General features: G+C 35.9%; 14 protein-coding genes. 13 read left to right on the top strand and 1 reads right to left on the bottom strand.

The window, feature by feature from the left end; genetic code table 11:
- The first annotated feature begins 33 nt into the window (after window positions 1–33).
- The 7 genes from K364_RS23835 to K364_RS26250 all read left to right on the top strand — a co-directional run bounded on the left by K364_RS23835 (window position 34) and on the right by K364_RS26250 (window position 7768).
- Window positions 34–3672 (top strand): glycosyltransferase, encoded by a 3639-nt coding sequence (locus K364_RS23835; protein ID WP_051533995.1) that lies wholly within the window; start codon window positions 34–36, stop codon window positions 3670–3672.
- A 34-nt stretch (window positions 3673–3706) separates the two neighbouring features.
- Complete coding sequence (locus tag K364_RS27915; protein WP_028308156.1) at window positions 3707–3940, top strand: glycosyltransferase; 234 nt, start codon at window positions 3707–3709, stop codon at window positions 3938–3940.
- A gap of 146 nt (window positions 3941–4086) precedes the next feature.
- Window positions 4087–5607: an IS21 family transposase gene (gene istA / locus K364_RS0111550; protein ID WP_084295808.1), complete on the top strand. Its 1521-nt coding sequence runs from the start codon at window positions 4087–4089 to the stop codon at window positions 5605–5607.
- Entirely contained in the window at window positions 5597–6319 is a 723-nt protein-coding gene (gene istB, locus K364_RS0111545; RefSeq protein WP_028308154.1) for an IS21-like element helper ATPase IstB, read from the top strand. Before istA ends, istB begins: the two co-directional genes overlap by 11 nt.
- Before the next feature lie 20 nt (window positions 6320–6339).
- Entirely contained in the window at window positions 6340–6531 is a 192-nt protein-coding gene (locus K364_RS0111540; RefSeq protein ID WP_028308153.1) for a hypothetical protein, read from the top strand.
- A 301-nt stretch (window positions 6532–6832) separates the two neighbouring features.
- Window positions 6833–7567: a glycosyltransferase family 2 protein gene (locus tag K364_RS23830; protein ID WP_051533994.1), complete on the top strand. Its 735-nt coding sequence runs from the start codon at window positions 6833–6835 to the stop codon at window positions 7565–7567.
- A gap of 33 nt (window positions 7568–7600) precedes the next feature.
- The gene (locus K364_RS26250; RefSeq protein ID WP_084295757.1) at window positions 7601–7768 is read left to right on the top strand and encodes an NAD-dependent epimerase/dehydratase family protein; all 168 of its coding nucleotides are present in this window, start codon (window positions 7601–7603) and stop codon (window positions 7766–7768) included.
- Window positions 7769–7792: 24 nt separating this feature from the next.
- Here the strand turns inward: K364_RS26250 and K364_RS23825 are convergent, their stop codons facing one another.
- The gene (locus tag K364_RS23825) at window positions 7793–9469 is read right to left on the bottom strand and encodes a transposase (RefSeq protein WP_051533993.1); all 1677 of its coding nucleotides are present in this window, start codon (window positions 9467–9469) and stop codon (window positions 7793–7795) included.
- A gap of 78 nt (window positions 9470–9547) precedes the next feature.
- Here K364_RS23825 and K364_RS23820 point away from each other — a divergent pair, with 78 nt between their 5' ends.
- From K364_RS23820 to galU, 6 genes are read left to right on the top strand one after another with little or no spacing between them, the layout of a single operon-like run.
- Complete coding sequence (locus tag K364_RS23820; protein ID WP_051533992.1) at window positions 9548–10369, top strand: NAD-dependent epimerase/dehydratase family protein; 822 nt, start codon at window positions 9548–9550, stop codon at window positions 10367–10369.
- A gap of 36 nt (window positions 10370–10405) precedes the next feature.
- Window positions 10406–11326: a glycosyltransferase family 2 protein gene (locus tag K364_RS23815; protein ID WP_035268588.1), complete on the top strand. Its 921-nt coding sequence runs from the start codon at window positions 10406–10408 to the stop codon at window positions 11324–11326.
- Window positions 11295–12689 carry an undecaprenyl-phosphate glucose phosphotransferase gene (locus tag K364_RS0111510; protein WP_028308152.1) on the top strand — a complete coding sequence of 465 codons (1395 nt, stop codon included), beginning with the start codon at window positions 11295–11297 and terminating at the stop codon, window positions 12687–12689. The genes K364_RS23815 and K364_RS0111510 overlap by 32 nt, the downstream gene beginning before the upstream one ends.
- A 29-nt stretch (window positions 12690–12718) precedes the next feature.
- Window positions 12719–13705, top strand: coding sequence for a UDP-glucose 4-epimerase GalE (gene galE / locus K364_RS0111505; protein ID WP_028308151.1), 987 nt, complete (start codon window positions 12719–12721; stop codon window positions 13703–13705).
- 32 nt (window positions 13706–13737) lie between these two features.
- Window positions 13738–16068 carry an O-antigen ligase family protein gene (locus K364_RS0111500; RefSeq protein ID WP_028308150.1) on the top strand — a complete coding sequence of 777 codons (2331 nt, stop codon included), beginning with the start codon at window positions 13738–13740 and terminating at the stop codon, window positions 16066–16068.
- Window positions 16069–16113: 45 nt separating this feature from the next.
- On the top strand, window positions 16114–17010 hold the full coding sequence (gene galU / locus K364_RS0111495) for a UTP--glucose-1-phosphate uridylyltransferase GalU (protein ID WP_028308149.1): 897 nt from the start codon (window positions 16114–16116) through the stop codon (window positions 17008–17010).
- Window positions 17011–17021 lie beyond the last annotated feature (11 nt).

The raw sequence follows: 17021 nt of genomic DNA, 5'->3' as shown, positions 1-17021 counted from the left end.
CATTATAGTCTAAATCGATAAGGGGGAGGATTAATGTTATCAGTTAGCAGATTTCTTGAGGATCAGAAAATTATTAGAAGGCATGATGAAATTTCTAATCCACAGGTTAGTGTTATCATGCCTACCTACTGTAGAGGCGAGATTTCCTTGAGAAGAGCTATCGAAAGCGTATTGAAACAAACATTTCATGACTTTGAATTTATTATTATTGATGATGGTTCAAAGGATGGTACATTTAATATATTGAAAGAGTATCAGGAAAAGGACAATAGGATTGTAATTATTCGCCATAATCTAAACAGTGGATTACCTGCATTACGTGTTAATGAAGGTATTTTAATTGCCAGGGGCAAATATATTAGTTATCAATTTGATGATGATGAGTATTTGTCTGAGTGTTTAGAAATACTTTATGATTATATTAATAAACAGTACAAGCCCTGCCTGGTTTATGGAACTTGTTCCATTGAAATTAAGAGCCCTGATGGCAGTATTAAACATAGTTATCTTGGAAAAAGCTTTAACTATGGATTGTTGATGAATGGAAACTATATAGCAAATAATTCAGTAATGCATAATAAAGAAATCTTTAATAGATGTGGATTGTATGATCCACATGTTTTAATAAGAAGATATAGTGATTATGATCTGTGGTTAAGGATGGCAAAACACGTGCCATTTTACTGGATTGATAAGGTAGTAACTAACGTATATGCTGGAGAGCAGAGTTCCTTAGGTGTAGAGGTTGACTATAAACTGTCGTATATTCGCAAATATCTAGAGATACCCAGAGAAGCACATTTAAGTGAAGCTCAAATTAATCAGTATGAGGTAGATAATGTTGAAATTTATTTTCGTTATTTTAACAGTATTGAAAAGGACTATCTTAAAAGATATGAAATTATTCCTTATAGAAATTTAGTGCCGTATTATATAAAAGATATAGACACTTATACTTCCAGTCTCTCAAGAATTGAGAGAAAAACAATAGCGGTAACAAAAAGTGATTTTTCAACATCTATTGATGTTACCATAAAAAACTTCATACAGCGTATAAAGGGATTCCCTTACAAATCCTTCTATATTAACGAGGCATCCTTATCGGCTTTAGAATTGGATGATTATGATATCTTAATTTTATATAGAACTATTGGGCAAATATCCTTACAAACTCTACACAAGAACAAAAGTTTCAATAAACCAGCTATATATTTGATGGATGATAATATGTTTAAGTTTCATGAGTTGGGAACTGAGTTTTCTTATATAGCCCCAGCTACTGAGGGTTTTAGGAATTTGAAGCAACAGGTAGAAGAAAGTGACCTTGTTATTAGTTACAATTCAATAATTACAGATGACTGTCAAAGATACAATGCAAAAGTAATAGAACTTAGGACTAATATACCAGGAGAGTACTTGGATACTTGTAAGGAAATAGATAATTTTGATGTGGTAAAAATAGCAATTTTTTCTGGGCCTGTTAGAACGCAAGAATTAAAAGAACTTTGGCCAGTCCTACAGGAGATATCCAAAAAATACTCTAAGAGAATAGAACTTCATTTTTGGGGAATTAATCCACACGAATTTGGAGAGTTAAACTGCCCTGTGATTTATGAGGAGTTTACCCATAGCTATGATTACTATTTAAGAAAACTATATGAGAGTTCATTCCATTATCATATATGTCCTTTGAAGGGTGACAAAGACGCTTCACTGAGTAAAAGCCCTGTGAAATTTCTTGAGGGTACTGTTGCAGGAGCCGTTGGGATTTTTTCTAATGTTAAGCCGTATAATTCCATTCCAGAAAACATGTGTTTAAAAGTCAACAATACCAATGACGAATGGTATAAAACTATTGATGAAGCAATTAATCTTGAGCCTGCTAGTAGACAAGAATTATTTAATAATGCTAAGGCTTTTATACTGACTAACTTTTCAACAGAATCTCAGGTATGTAATCTAATTTCAGCACTTGAAGCCGGAGTATTACATGCTAGATTAAAAGAAAAACAGATAGCATATTTTTTTCATGAGTCCTATCTTGGTGGAGCTACATTACATTTGTTAAAACATGCCTTAATACTTAAAAAGCATGGATTTAAAATTATTTTATGCCTTCCCTCTAAAAATAAACATGTAGATGAACTACAAAAAATGGTTGCTAAATATGGCTTGGATATTACATTTCATGAATATGATCCTAGTGTTAACTTAATTATGCCTACAAAAAAAGATATAGAAGATTCAGACGCTATTACACAATGGATTCTGAATAACAATGTTGGCTTAATTCATTCAGTTACAGTAATTCCAGCAGTAGGCTTAGCCAGTAAACAAGCTAACATACCTCATGTGGCAACATTGCATCAGTTCTATCAATCTCAAGTTAGCGAAGACTATCCATATAAAAGCAGGTTAATAGACATTATCCATTCCTCATCTTTATTTTATGCAAGAAAGTGGAGTGAGAGGTTAAAAATACCCGCAAAAAGGATTGTGTGTCCTGTTGATGATATATACTTTGAAATGTATAAGAGTAATACTCATCGTCAAAGAAATCTAAAAAACAAGATAAATGTACTGGTATCAGGAACCATACAAGAAAGGAAAAACCAACTCAATGCAATTATAGCTGTAAACTTATTAACCCAAAAAGGTTATAAAATTGAATTAAATATTATAGGATATGATAATTTGTGCCAAGAATATGTAAGTTTGTGTAAACAGGCTGTTATTGATAAGCATCTAAATACCTGCGTTAGGGTCCATGGATTTACAAACCAGCCAAAAATATACTACCAAACTTCAGATATTTTGCTGTGTTGCTCTTTAGATGAATCAATGCCACAAACAGTATTACAAGCCATGGCGGCAGGAGTAATGGTCGTTTCTACAAAAGTGGGTGGTATAAAAGAAATTGTCAAGGATTACTACAATGGGATAATAGCCAAAGGTAGTGATGCTTTATCCATAGCTGAAGCAATTGAAAAGGTTATACTAATGGAATCTACTGATAGAATACAAATGGCAGAAAATGCACATAAGACTATAAAAATGATAGGGACAAGCTCCTTTGTTGCAAGTGAATTATTAAATATTTACAATGAGGCTTTTGAACAGTCACGTAAAGGTCTTCAGTCAGAAAAGTCCTATGTGCCTAACACCATTTCCCCAGCTATAAAACTTCAAGCAAACCAATTGAAAAACAAAAATCATTATTTAAAGGAGAGTATGATCCCTAATATATATAAGTCTAAAACCATTCTTTGTGGTAGCCCACCTATAACAAATGGTCGGATATATAATATTATAGCAAAACATGATAGCTTGTGTGGTTTAAAGATAATGATTGGAACCCATGGGTTTCATTGTAAAGGGGTTTTGTCAATGGAATTATCATCACCAAACAAACCCAATGTTGTATTACGCCGTGTTGAGATGAATACTGAAAGCTTGGTTGATAACCAGGAAGTTGAACTATGCTTTGAACCAATATCAAATTCTCAGAATAAGGAATTCATTGTTAAATTTAAATATAGCAATGTATCAAATAATGAGATTTTATCAATCTATGAATATGCTGTTAAAAATTCCTTTTTAGATAGGGTTAAATATAGATTAATATTCAATAACACATACTCTTTATATGGTAGTGCTCTCTATAATTGTTAATTGGGTTAAAAATTTAAAGTAACAAGAGGTTATCATGACTTATCATATAACAGTTATAATAGTAAATTATAATCAAGACTCTTGGTTATTGAAGTGTATAAAGGCCTTATCATTCAATAACATAAACTATAGAGTTCTAATAATAAGCAACAGCACCATAGAGAAACAGGTTTATGAACATTTGGCTCATATTCCTAACATCGAAATTATAACAAATGATACTAACAAAGGGTTTGCTTATGCTAACAATCAGGTATTTATTGCATAATAGAATTGGACAAAGTTGCAAAAGGAATTCCCCACTTTTGCAACAATAAATTCCCCATTATTGCAAAAGGCCATTGAAGGCACCACACCAAAATAGTACCCTTGTAATTGGAAAAAGATTACGAGGGGGATTGGAGGATGCTAACAATGACCCAAATAAAGTATATCAGAAAATTATTTCACGAGGAAGGAAAGAACGTCAGCCAGATATCGAAAGAAACAGGACATGACCGTAAGACAGTAAAATACTATCTTGAAAAAGAAGATTGGAACAAAGAAGTACCTACTGCATCACCAGTAGCTCAGTTCCCAAAACTTGACCCTTTTAAAAAACACATAGACTCTTGGCTTTTAGAAGATAAGAAAGCCAAGCGTAAGCAGCGTCATACCTCACAAAGGGTATATGACAGACTCAAAGACAAGTATAAGGAGAACTTCAACTGTTCCTACCGAACAGTAGCAGGCTATGTAGCCCAGAAGAAAAAAGAGATATTTGGTAAGCAGGCTGGATATTTACCGCTAGAGCATATTCCAGGAGAAGCACAAGTTGACTTTGGAGATGCAGAGTTTTATGAAAAAGGCAAGATCTACAGCGGTAAGTATTTAAACCTCTCCTTCCCATACAGCAACAAAGGATACTGCCAGTTATTTAAGGGAGAGAACCAGGAATGCCTGTTTGAAGGATTAATTAGCATATTTACGCATATAGGTGGTGTTCCCCAAAGAATTTGGTTTGACAATGCAAGCACCATGGTCACCAAAGTTCTGAAAAACGGAGAACGCAACCTGACAAATGATTTCATGAGATTCATGGAGCATTACAGATTTGAGGCAGCCTTTTGTAACGTAGATTCTGGGCATGAAAAAGGCAACGTTGAGGGCAAAGTTGGGTACCATCGTAGGAACATGTTAGTGCCAGTGCCACGGTTTAACTGCCTAGCTGAGTTTAACAAAGAGCTGCTGCAAAAATGTGAAAACGATGCCTTTAGAGAACATTACAGAAAAGAAGGTACCATAGCACAACTACATACTGAAGATAGAGAGGCTCTTCTTGAATTGCCAACAGTAGCACTAGATGTTAGTAAATATATAACAGTAAATACCAACGGATACGGTAGATTTTATCTTAACAATAATCTACATGAATACTCTGTATCCCCTAAATATGCTAACAGTAAGGTGTTAATAAGGCTCACAGCAAATGAAGTAATCCCAATGGATGAAAGCCATAGGGCAGTTGTTCGACATGAAAGGTTTTACGGCAACCACAAAGAGCAGAGTATGAAATGGCTGCCATATCTAACTCAACTATCTCGCTTTCCTGGGGCATTGAAATATACAGGCATATACCAGATGCTCCCCGAGTCTATTAATAATTACCTTGCTAGATGCAATAAAAGTGATAAAGGTAAAGTTTTACAGGTAATAGCTAGACTAACAGAAAAGAGTGGGTTTGACAGCGCAGTTGAAACAGTGGCGGGTGCACTACAGTACGAAGTAACAGATACCGACAGTCTTCTAAGCCTCCATAATCGTATTCATGGAAATGTCATTGAACTTGAGCCTATAAGGGTAACAGGAAGCATACCAGAACTTACCCCCTCCACCCCTAACTTAGCCGCTTACGATGCAGGCTTAAAAAGGCAGGTGATCAATAATGCTGACTAGTGACATTGCCGCATGTTGTAAAGAATTACGATTAAGTCGCAATATCGCAGAGATGTCTGAAAAAATACAGGCCCAGTGCAACCAGGAATACCTGCTTAAACTGCTTAAATCAGAGCTAGAATACCGTGATAGAATCAGAAAAGATAAACTCTTAAAGAGTGCTGGATTTTACTCAATAAAGCCATTTGAAGGCTTCAAATTTGATGAAGTCAAGCTGCCTGAAGCTGTAACACCTGATTACCTTAAAAACTGTGAATTTCTAAACACCAATACCAACCTAGTGATGTACGGTAATGTTGGTACCGGCAAAACTTATTTATCAATAGCTCTTGGAGTAGAGGCCTGCAAAAAGGGTATAAAAACAAAATTCTTCAGAACAGCGGCATTGGTAAACAAGCTTTCAGAAGCAAAGAAAAATGGGACTTTGACAACATTTATGAAACAAATATCAAAAGCAGAACTGCTTATTTGCGATGAATGGGGCTACGTTCCATTAGATCGGACAGGAGCACAGCTGCTGTTTGAAGTGGTCTCTGAGTGCTATGAAAAAAAGTCACTAATTATAAACACAAATATAGAATTCTCCAGATGGGTAAACGTTTTTTATGACGAACAGATGACTGGTGCCATCCTAGACAGAGTATTGCACCATTGCCACCTGCTATTGTTCCCAGGGCCTAGTAACCGAATGAGAGAGTCTTCATTAACATAGAAAAGGTGGAGGAGATAGTAATGTTTCTGACCAAAAAACTTTTAAGAGAATACCAGGAAAATATGAGAGCATATATCCCAGAAAAGCTTGCCCAAGAATTATTAGACACATACGGCAGTTATGCTGTTGATAATGAAGGTCGTGAAGTTGAGTATACAGAACAAGATGTTTATGAACAGCTCAGGAAAAGGATACGTGACTATAAGGGTTAGTTCTCTTTAACCAGATATATGTCTTCACTCGTTGGTTTTATGAAGGCATAGGAGGCATAAGGAGTCAGGAGCGTCAAGCTAATGGCTCTTGATTCCTTGCCAAACTAGTCTACTTCGTTTAATAACAGAAGTATTAAGTGTGTCATAAATTTACATTATTGGGAACAGAATTAACCAGTTTCCACTTAACTAAGGAAGGAGGATAGGCATTTATTGTAAAAAAATTCCCCACCGGTGCCTGGGGAAAAACTTTTGCAAAACTGAGGAATTTTCACTTGCAAAAAACAATCAGGGATTTGATTTGCATAAAACGGACTACTTTTTAGTATTGAATCCTGATGTATTGGTTACCCCTATGTTTATAAAAGAACTTTTAATTTCAATTGAGAAAGATTCTTCAATCGGGATGGTTTGTGGTAAATTACTAAGATGTACTGAGGGTGGCAAACCTACCAACATTATAGATTCAACTGGGCTTGTATTAACAAAAAACCGAAGAGCTTTTGACCGTGGTCAGGGAAAAGTTGATATTGGGCAGTTTGACAAATGTGAATATGTTTTTGGATGTTGTGGGGCAGCGGTACTTTATCGTAAAACAATGCTAGAAGATATTAAGGTTTATGATGAGTTTTTTGATAACGATTTTTTTGCTTATAAAGAGGATGTTGACTTATCATGGCGTGCACAATTAAATGGATGGAAGGCTTTCTATAATTATAGAGCGATAGGTTACCATGCTAGGGGTTGGAAAAAGGGACAAAGAAATATAATTTCCAGGTCAGTTCAAATTCATTCTTATAAGAACAGGTATTTAATGCTAATAAAAAATGAAATACTGATTAATTTTTTAATTCATCTTCCATATATATTGCTATATGAGCTTTGTGCCATTTTTTATTTGAGCTTTAAAAGCCCATATTTAATAAAAGGATGGATACAGATAAAGAAACTATTGCCTAGTATGCTTAAGAAAAGAAAAATCATTCAAAATAACAAAAAGCTTACCGCAAAACAATTCCGTGATCTAATAAGCTAAAATTTTAGTCATTTTAAAAAAGGAGCAGAATTTATGAGAGAGGTTTTAGTTACTGGAGGGGCAGGTTTTATTGGTTCTCATGTATGTGAACGACTTATTACTAAAGGATATTATGTAATAAACCTTGACAATTTTAATAATTACTATGATCCACAGATAAAAGAAGACAATATAAAAAATGTTATGGTTAAACCACATTAAGTAAGCTTTTACACGCTAAAACTGTTAAGCAATTCTTATTGAACAAAAATTCCATTTGCCTTTTGGCAAAAACACCTTAAAATGAACTGAGCAAAGATTAGATAAAGAAGTTAAGCCTAAGCCTGAAACTCTATTTATCAGCTTTTTGATATTGTAGGCTGCAACTTTAAAGCCAAACCAGAATTTTGAGCGCACTAATCCCCTAACAGGCATATAATCTACCTGGTATTTTCTTCTAAATACAGAAGGGATACCCTCGACTCCTGCTCTTTGGCTTACAAGCTTATTGTATTCAGCGTCATCCATTTTTGCACGTTGTAAATCAGTATTGTATCTCTTAGCACTAAATCTAACTACATTATCTTTTTTCTGCTCTTTCATAGGACACTTGTCCTTATGTGGACAGTCTTGACATTGCTCTTTACTAAATTTTGCTGTATATGATTTGCCTTTTTCATCATAATAAGCTTCAATTGGTTCCTGATTGTTAGGGCATCTATTTACTACATTTTTATCTTCATCAATGCTAAAGCTGCTGTAACTTAGTTTGTCTGTTGCTGGTTTTCTACCAACTAGCTCGCCTGGGATTAGCTCAATGCCTTTAGATGCTGCGTTTTCTGCTTTTTCTTGTTTATAATAGGCGCCATCTACTATCAATTGTATTTTTTCTGAACTTGTTTCTTCTAGCTTAGAAATGGTATCATCTGCAAACTTAGAGTCACTATAGGTATTTGGTTTTAGGTCGTATGAGGTTATTATACTGTTTTTTTCGTTAAAGCTCTCTGCTACATTTGCCACATATCCTGTGTTTTTCCCATATTTTTTGCGGTATGTGGCGTCTGGGTCTGTTGGATTTTGTAGGCTGTCTGGTGCTATTTCTTTTCCTGCTTTGGGAATAGATTTTCCTGTTTCATCTTGGGTTAATTGTTCTTTAAGCATCCTGGTGAGTAATTGATATTCTTCTGTTTGTGTAACAGTTTCACCAATGTGTGAGCCAGCTTGATGTAATCCTTGGGCTTGTTTTAAAAGAAATTCTAGCTTGCTTTCTGACTCAATATCTCTTGTTCGATAAATTGTTTCGTTCTTATGACCGCTTTCTAGGTAAGCTTTATATTCTTCTGCAATAGCATCACCAGCTACTTTGTTTAAGAGCTTTACAAATCTGGCATTTACTGAATAAACTAGTTCTATGCGGCTTAGCTTTTTACAGGATGAGCTAACCATAAATGAGTCCATTCGTACTTTTTTGTTATCTATTTCAAGATATTTAGCTATAATTTCAGCCTGTTCTTCTACTTCCTGCTTTATTAAGTCAATGCCGGTTTCCTTTTCGTAGTTATATAATCTAGTCCTAAAGTTAGTTAAGGTGTTAATTGAAACAGGCTGTTGTTCAAAGCTAGTGGTTCTTAATGCATATTGAAATCTGGTGTCAAAATGTAGTGAGCCTATTAGGTCCTCATCGGTTAGTCCAAATATCTCTTTTAGGATCAATAATCCTATAATGATATTTACTGGTGTGTTTGGTCTGGTAGCATGGTTATCGCTGTATAATACAGCAAACCGTTCTTCTTTTATGTTAGGAAATATATATTCTTGGAATGTATGGGCCCAGCTTTTTAGTAATATTTTCTTAAGGTATTGGGGCATTGTATTTATTGGGTCCATCATTGTAATCTGTTGTGAATTATTCCTGCAAAACATGTATTCCTCACTCCTCCAAGGGTTCTGATATTTATATTATATCAGATTTACCCTTTTCTGTAAGGGATTTCATGCTTTTTGTGGGACAATCATGTTATAAATTTACCACAATATACCTTATATAGGGGAGATATCCGTGATGGTAATCTCCTAAAGCATATTTTTAATGACCATAATATCACAAGTGTTATCCACCTAGCGGCAATGGCAGGAGTACGCAACTCATTAGAAGACCCGCTTGAATATATAGATGTTGATATAAAAGGAACTGTCAATCTTCTAGAAGCATCAAGAAAAAATAAAATAAAAAGGTTTATATTTGCCTCCTCTTCTTCAGTTTATGGTATAAACCAAGAAGTCCCATTTACTGAACAGGATAGGGTTGATTTGCAAATATCACCTTATGCGGCTGCCAAAAGAGCCGGAGAATTGTACTGTGGTACATACAATCATTTATATGGAATGTCCATTAGTTGTTTAAGATTTTTTACTGTATACGGTCCTCGTCAAAGGCCTGAGATGGCTATTCATCTGTTCACAGATAAGATATACAAAGGTGAAGAAATACCTGTTTTTGGAGATGGTACAAGTAGAAGGGATTATACTTATATAGATGACATTGTTAATGGAGTATTGCAAGCATTAGTTTTAGAATATGATTTTGAAATATTTAATCTTGGCAATTCATATACGATATCGCTGCAAGAAATAATTGTTAATATCGAAAATGCTTTAGGGAAAAGGGCAAAGATAAAAAGGTTGGCGAATCAAAAAGGAGATGTTCCTGTAACATTTGCAGACATTTCCCATTCTAAAAAAAGACTAAATTATAATCCAAGCATAGATATATATTTAGGTATAAAAAAATTCGTTAATTGGTATTTAGAAAAACAAGCTTAACATATCGAAGGTGTATTGCCATAGAGGAGTATTCTGATGAATCTTTCAATAATAATCGTCAACTACAACACAAAAAACTTAACTATAGACTGCTTACATTCCATCTACAGGAACCCACCAATAGGGTATAATTTTGAAGTCTTTGTTGTAGACAATGCCTCTACAGATGGTTCTCCTGAAGCTATTGCCAGGGAGTTTCCCCAGGCTCAACTTATAACTAACAAGGAAAATCTAGGTTTTGCTGCTGCCAACAACCAGGCAATAAAAGTAGCTAGGGGTACATATATTCTGTTGCTGAACTCTGACACAATTGTTGTTAATAGCTGCTTACAGGTAATGCTTGATTTCATGGAAGGTCATCCTGAGGTAGGGGCTGCAGGGTGCAAGGTAGTATTGCCTGATGGAAACCTGGACAAGGCCTGCAAGAGGAGCTTTCCCACACCAGAGAATTCATTTTACCATGCGGTTGGATTAGCAAAGCTCTTTCCAAGCAGTAAAAAATTTGGAGCATATAACTGTACTTACCTAGACGAGGACAAGGTTAATGAGGTGGACTGTCTGGTTGGTGCTTTCATGATGGTCCGCAGGGAAGTAATTGGGCAGGTAGGCATGCTTGATGAGAAATACTTCATGTACGGTGAAGATATAGATTGGTGCTATAGGATTAAAAAGGCTGGCTGGAAAATAGTCTATTATCCTAAAGCTAAGATAATACACTATAAAGGTGCCAGCAGCAAAAAGAAAAAATGGAAGACAGTCTATGAGTTTCATCGAGCCATGTTTCTTTTTTTTAATGACCATTACAAGGAGAAATATAACTTTATTGTAAGGGCTTTAGTTTATGGGGGAATAAGTTTTAAATTCTTACTTGCTGTAGTGAAAAATATTACAGCTGGTTTTTTTGGTGCTAAAGGAGAGGCAGACAATGATCAAAGAAAATCAAGCTATCCTCAATAGGATACAAATTTTGATAGATATATTAGCAATAATATTGGCCATGGTGGCTGCATATTATATAAGATTTGCAGATTACCAGGAAGGGGTTTATCTTACCTTAGACTATTATATTAGAGCATTATTTGTTATTATACCCTTATATCTTTTTTTATACAGTTTATTTGGTCTATATTTACCTCATAGAACCAAGAGCAGAACGGAAGAGGCTCTTAATATTATTAAAGTGAATATCATTGGCATAATTCTGCTTATAAGCGGTATGTTTGTCATTAAAGAAATTGACTATTCAAGGATTGTGCTGGTATTGTTTGTGTGTTTTTCCATTGCTTTTACCATTGGTGAAAGACTCCTAGTTAGGATGACCCTTAGGTACTATCGTAAAAAGGGCTTTAATCTTAAACACATACTTGTCATTGGCGCTGGTGATCTAGGGCAGGAGTTTGTTAAAAAGGTCAAAAATAATAAAGAGCTTGGCTATAATGTCATAGGATTTATAGACGATAAAAAGTCTATTGGGAGAAATGTCAAGGGAGTACCTGTGCTAGGCAGGCTGCATGAATTAGAGGAGATTTTGGATAAGTATAAGGCTGATGAAATTGTTGTAACATTGCCTTTAAAAGAATATGACAGCCTCAAGGAAATTATTCAAATAGGTGAAAAAATCGGAGTTAAGGTTAAAATTGTTCCTGATTATTTAAAATATATTCCAGCAAGACCTCATGCTGATGAGATTGACGGAATGCCTTTAATTCATACAAGATACATACCTCTCGATAACATTGCCAATAGGTTTGTTAAAAGACTAACTGATATTGTTCTTGCTACTTTTTTTATTATAGTAACCTCACCTGTAATGATAACTGTAGCAATATTAATAAAGCTTTCTTCCCCAGGGCCAGTTATCTTTAGACAGGAAAGGGTAGGAGTAAACAATAAAAACTTTGTTATGTACAAGTTTCGTTCCATGAAGGTTCAAACTGATGAGGAATCTGATACTGTATGGACTACCAAGGATGACCCAAGAAAGACAAGAATTGGTGATTTTATTAGAAAGACAAGCCTTGATGAATTGCCCCAGTTTTTTAATGTTTTATTTGGTACCATGAGCATGATTGGCCCCAGACCTGAAAGGCCTTACTTTGTAGAACAGTTCAAAGAGAAAATACCAAAATACATGATTAAGCATCAGGTTAGGCCTGGTATAACAGGCTGGGCACAGGTTAATGGTTGGAGGGGAGATACCTCTATAGAGGAAAGAATCAAATGTGATATATATTATATAGAGAATTGGTCCTTGGCATTAGATATCAAGATTATTATAATGACTGTTTTTAAAGGCCTGATAAACAAGAATGCATATTAACAAGGCTATATGAGTGGAGGATAACTCAAGTGAAGGTATTAGTTACCGGGGGGGCAGGGTATATTGGCAGCCATGTTGTGAGAGCTCTCCAAAGGCTGAATATGGAAGTGGTTGTATTAGACAGTTTAGAACTGGGGCATAAAGCTGCAGTCCAGGGATCTAACTTGGTAGTTGGTAACCTGGCTGATAAAAATTTGTTGTCTTCATTATTTGTCGATGGAAGATTTGATGCTGTAATGCATTTTGCAGCCTATAGTCAGGTAGGGGAATCTATGCTTTTCCCTGAAAAATACTATCACAACAATGTTGCTGGCACATTAAATTTATTAGAAGCAATGCTCCAACACAATGTGAAAAAGCTTGTATTCTCATCTACTGCGGCTGTATATGGTGAAACTGCTGAATCACCCATAATAGAAGACTTTCCTGCCGTACCTGCAAATGTTTACGGCAAAACCAAGCTCATAATTGAAGCAATACTGAAGGATTATGATAGGGCATATGGATTAAAATTTATGTCCCTTAGATATTTTAATGCAGCTGGAGCCGATTTTTCTGGACATATAGGGGAGGATCATACTCCAGAGACACATCTTATACCCCTTGCAATACAAGCTGCCCTTGGCCAGAAAAACAGCATTAAGGTTTTTGGAACTGATTATGATACTCCTGATGGAACATGCATCAGGGACTATATCCACGTTAATGACCTGGCTGATGCCCATGTTTTAGCTTTGCAGGCATTAGTAAGTGGTGCTGATAGCAATATTTATAATCTTGGTACAGGTAGGGGATATAGTGTTCTGGAAGTAATTGACAAAACAATGAAAGCTTCAGGTGTGAGTTTTTTGGTGGAGTTCTCTGAAAGAAGAAAAGGAGACCCAGCTATTCTAGTTGCAGACTCAAACAAGATTAATAAAGAACTTGGCTTTAACCTTAAATATAGCGACTTGGATACGATTATTAAAACAGCCTGGAAATGGCACAGTAATAACCCAAAGGGATTTAGAAAGTAAATAATTAGTTGGTTTAGATATGGGGGATATCTATGAAGAAGAAAAAAAAGTCTAAAGATACCATGCAGCAAAACTTAATAACTAGGCAAGGTGGAGGAGAAACAAAGGACAATTTTATATACTGGCTAGCCTTTGTTGGTTTATGGGGTCTGATATTTTTACCTCCCTTTTTTAGAGGATTATTTTTTAGTTCAGAACAATATGCAGCATTAATTTTTTCCACACTTATATTTTCTTTATGGTGGGTTTTTGTATTTAAAACAAAGGGTGTGGATATTTTAAATAATCCCATGGACTGGGTAGTGCTAGGCTTGTTATTTAGCTACATAATTGCTTTTTTTGGTGCAGTCAATCAGAAGCTAGCTATCGTAGAAATAATTAAGAACATATTATATTTTAACGTTTTCTGGCTCGCAAGCAGACTGGTTGTTGATGATAAAAGTATACAATCTATACTTAATGTTATTATTTTAAGTGCTATTGGAGTTGCAATGGCCGGTATCTTTACTGCCATGGGTTGGATCCACATACTTGACGGTTTTATAGAAAATCGTATTGCATCTACCTTTCAATATCATAATGCATTAGCAAGTTATTTGCTTGCTACATTTACTTTGGCCCTGGCAATGTGGTTAAGTGCAAAAAAGCATTACAAATATATTTATATTATTTTTGCCTATATCATGCTGGTGGTCTTTTTAGGTACAAACTCTAGGGGAGCCTTCTTGTTTCTACCTGTAGTATTTATCCTTACTTTAGCTAATCCATGGCTTAAAAATAGGCTTGAGGTATTTATCTTCTGGATATTAGTTTTAATGGGAACAGTTTTAGCCAATAATGGACTAATACCAAACATAGTAAATGACAAAATTGGCATGGCCTGGATGTGGTTTTTCATTGGTATTGCAGTTGTAACTGGAGGTCAATTTGTAGTAGAACAGCTTAAGGAAAGAGATATTTTAAGGGAGAGTCTGCCACAAACTAAAATACTGCTGGTTGTACTAATAGTTCTATTAGCATTAGTAGGAGTTTCCTGGCAGTATATTTTACCTGATCATTTAGTTGACAGGATTAAATCAATCAGTCTTGCTGAAGCAAACGTTGGTGAGAGATTTTACTGGGCTTTGGAAGCCTTTAAGATGGCTAAAGAAAGTCCCTTGTTTGGCCTGGGCGGAGGTGCCTGGGAGGCTTCATACAGGTATTTCCAGGGGTATTATTATCAAAGCACCCAGGTGCACAATCATTTTGCCCAGACTCTTATGGAGGTGGGCTATGTAGGACTGGCCTTCTTTATAAGCTTGTGGCTCGTTACCATTTATCTGGCATATAAAAACTTTAGGGTGGCAGATGGCAAACTGAGAGATCTGCAGTGGTTTGTTCTTGTGGCTGTATTGTCACTTGGGGGCCATGCCTTTATAGACTTTGACCTGGCGCTAAGTGCCATTACCATAGTGCTTTTTGTACTGTTTGGTATAACAGTCGGTATATATAGGATGAATTACCCTATAAAAGTCTGGCTAGAGGGTAAAGGGGTACCAGTATTGGTACTGACAACATTAATTGTATTAACTCAAATTGGCCTAACTGGAAGTCTGCTAGTTGGCAGCAAATATGCAAGCAATGCTATTCAAGCTGCTAACAGTAATAATATGCAAGATGCCATTGGCTACTTTAATAAAGCCAAAACCTATGATCCCTTTACATCCTCTTACTGGGCAGACCTGGCCAGGTTTTACGAAAGGGATGGCAACCCAGAGCTTGCTGTGGAGTATATTGAAAGGGCTGTTAAGCTTGACAGGTATAATTGGAGAATATACCAAAGTGCAGCACAGTTATACTGGAATATGGGCCAATATGAAAAAGCTGTTGAAAACATGGAATTGGCAAGGGATTATAATAGATGGCATCAAGAGACATGGGAGAAATTATCTCAAACTTACTTTGCTGCAGGGGTTTCATTGCTGCAGGATAACGATTATGAATTAGCTGCTGAATATTTTAGAAGAGTTAGTCATATGCCTGATGACATTGAAGCCAGGCTGGCAACCTTAAGTGAGACAGAAGAAAGACTATGGAGGACAAACTGGGGAGGCCATTGGCTAACAGTTTCTGCAGATATATATTTATATTCCGGGGTGGGACATTATTTTTTAGATAACATTCATATTGCAGAAGAATATTTTGCTAAAGCCCTTGAAGGGGAAAATCTAGAAGTCCTTTGGTGGATGGCACTTGTTAAGCTAAAGCAGGGTTTTGAAGAAGAAGCAGCCGCATATTACGAAAGGGCACAGGCAGAGCATCCAGAATTTGAGAACAATTTCTGGGCCATAAGAAATCTACAGGAAGATTGGTGGAACCGTTAGAAAATAAAAAGGGATCATGCCTACGGCAATGGAAGGGGATGCAAGATGCAAGTAAGAAAAGCAATTATTCCAGCAGCTGGTTTAGGTACGCGTTTTTTACCGGCTACTAAAGCACAGCCCAAGGAAATGCTGCCTATTGTAGACAAGCCTACTATCCAATATATAATAGAAGAGGCCGTATCTTCAGGGATAGAAGATATCCTAATCATTACTGGCAGGGGGAAAAGGGCCATAGAGGACCATTTTGACAAATCCTATGAACTGGAAGAGGAGCTATTAAAAAAAGAAAAACATGATCTATTGGAAATAGTTCAAGGAGTAGCTAACCTGGCTGATATTCATTATGTTCGCCAAAAGGAAGCTTTAGGTCTAGGGCATGCAATCCATTGTGCAAGAAAGTTTATAGGAAATGAGCCCTTTGCAGTGCTGCTTGGGGATGATATTGTTAGTTCAGACAAACCCTGCTTAATGCAGATGATAGAAATCTATGAAAGAATGGGAACTAGTGTTATAGGAATTCAGGTCGTTTCTGATGAAGACTTAAACAAGTATGGTGTCATTAAGGGTAAAGGAGTAGAAGACAGACTTTATTTAGTAGAAGACCTTGTAGAAAAACCAAGTAAAGAGAATGCACCATCAAACCTGGCAATTATGGGCAGGTACATAATTGATCCAGAAATATTTGATATATTAGAACATACTACTCCGGGAGCAGGGGGAGAAATACAGCTAACAGATGCCCTAAAAGTATTAAATACACGTCAACAGATTTATGGCTATATATTCAAAGGAAAGCGATATGACGTGGGGGATAAACTGGGTTATCTGCAGGCAACAGTGGAGTTTGCACTGCAAAGAGAAGATCTAAGGGAAGACTTTAAAAAGTACCTTTTAAACTTGATGAGACAGGATAGTACATATAATAAAATGAAACTAGGGTAATCATTAGGAGG

The sequence above is a fragment of the Desulfitibacter alkalitolerans DSM 16504 genome (assembly GCF_000620305.1).
Taxonomy (GTDB): Bacteria; Bacillota; DSM-16504; order Desulfitibacterales; family Desulfitibacteraceae; genus Desulfitibacter; species Desulfitibacter alkalitolerans.
The sequence above is the reverse complement of the archived record's forward strand: the minus strand, read 5'-3'. Positions and strand labels throughout refer to the sequence as shown.

Bases quoted from the DNA above. Each gene is read 5' to 3' on its own strand.
- istB (WP_028308154.1), top strand. From the start codon at position 5,597: ATGCTGACTAGTGACATTGCCGCATGTTGTAAAGAATTACGATTAAGT.
- K364_RS27915 (WP_028308156.1), top strand. From the start codon at position 3,707: ATGACTTATCATATAACAGTTATAATAGTAAATTATAATCAAGACTCT.
- K364_RS0111510 (WP_028308152.1), top strand. From the start codon at position 11,295: ATGATCAAAGAAAATCAAGCTATCCTCAATAGGATACAAATTTTGATA.
- galU (WP_028308149.1), top strand. From the start codon at position 16,114: ATGCAAGTAAGAAAAGCAATTATTCCAGCAGCTGGTTTAGGTACGCGT.
- K364_RS0111540 (WP_028308153.1), top strand. From the start codon at position 6,340: ATGTTTCTGACCAAAAAACTTTTAAGAGAATACCAGGAAAATATGAGA.
- istA (WP_084295808.1), top strand. From the start codon at position 4,087: ATGACCCAAATAAAGTATATCAGAAAATTATTTCACGAGGAAGGAAAG.
- K364_RS0111500 (WP_028308150.1), top strand. From the start codon at position 13,738: ATGAAGAAGAAAAAAAAGTCTAAAGATACCATGCAGCAAAACTTAATA.
- K364_RS23815 (WP_035268588.1), top strand. From the start codon at position 10,406: ATGAATCTTTCAATAATAATCGTCAACTACAACACAAAAAACTTAACT.
- K364_RS23825 (WP_051533993.1), bottom strand. From the start codon at position 9,469: ATGTTTTGCAGGAATAATTCACAACAGATTACAATGATGGACCCAATA.
- K364_RS26250 (WP_084295757.1), top strand. From the start codon at position 7,601: ATGAGAGAGGTTTTAGTTACTGGAGGGGCAGGTTTTATTGGTTCTCAT.
- K364_RS23835 (WP_051533995.1), top strand. From the start codon at position 34: ATGTTATCAGTTAGCAGATTTCTTGAGGATCAGAAAATTATTAGAAGG.